This window comes from Microbacterium sp. CCNWLW41 (assembly GCF_037083505.1).
Window position 1 is genome coordinate 1 of record NZ_JBAOJP010000028.1, and the last position, 1,048, is coordinate 1,048.

Annotated in this window: 2 rRNA genes; both read left to right on the top strand. The window is 56.1% G+C overall.

Annotation, left to right across the window (positions count from 1 at the left end):
- Window positions 1-67, top strand: a 16S ribosomal RNA gene (locus tag V6R91_RS36345); the annotation flags it as partial.
- 431 nt (window positions 68-498) lie between these two features.
- Window positions 499-1,048: ribosomal RNA gene (locus V6R91_RS36350) — 23S ribosomal RNA — on the top strand; the annotation flags it as partial.

The window sequence follows — 1,048 nt, forward strand, 5'->3', positions numbered from 1 at the left end:
ATCGGTAATTAGGACTAAGTCGTAACAAGGTAGCCGTACCGGAAGGTGCGGCTGGATCACCTCCTTTCTAAGGAGCACCTCGACCCGTAAGGGTTGCAGGAACCTCAGCAGAGCGAATGTCTCTGCGGGGGCTCGTGGGTGGAACATTTGACATGGCATCAGCGCAGCTGGTTCCTACTAGTACGCCGCGTCCTCTTTTGGGGGGTGTGGTTGGAGGGTGGGGGTCTGTGAGCGGGGTGCCTGCACGCTGTTGGGTCCTGAGGGACCGGACGCTGCTCCTGCCGGTTGGTGGGGGTGGGTGTTTCTTCCTCTGGGCCTCCTGGTTGCCGGCTGTTGCCGGTGGTGGGGGGTGCCGCCCGTACTTTGAGAACTACACAGTGGACGCGAGCATCTTCAAGATGACCTTTCGGGGTTGTCTTGTGTAGATGATCTTAAAGATCATTAGTCAATTTCAGCCCGGACTTCGGTTCGGGTTCGATTCTTGATGAACTCATGTGATTTCAAGTCTTTAAGAGCAAACGGTGGATGCCTTGGCATCTGGAGCCGAAGAAGGACGTAGCAATCTGCGATAAGCCTCGGGGAACTGATAAGCGAGTTTTGATCCGAGGATGTCCGAATGGGGAAACCCCGCTGGGCGGCGTGCCGACCTAGTGACTCCCGCCTGAATATATAGGGCGGGTAGAGGGAACGTGGGGAAGTGAAACATCTCAGTACCCACAGGAAGAGAAAACAACCGTGATTCCGTGAGTAGTGGCGAGCGAAATCGGATCAGGCTAAACCTCATGTGTGTGAGAGCCGGCAGGCGTTGCATGTGGGGGGTTGCGGGACTTTCCTGACCATTCTGCCGAGTGGTCGACGTGACAGAAGCGTATAGACGAACCGTCTTGAAAGGCGGGCCAGAGTGGGTGCCAGCCCCGTAGTCGAAATGCGTGTTCTGACGTGGAGAGTATCCCAAGTAGCACGGGGCCCGAGAAATCCCGTGTGAATCTGTCAGGACCACCTGATAAGCCTAAATACTCCCAGATGACCGATAGCGGACAAGTACCGT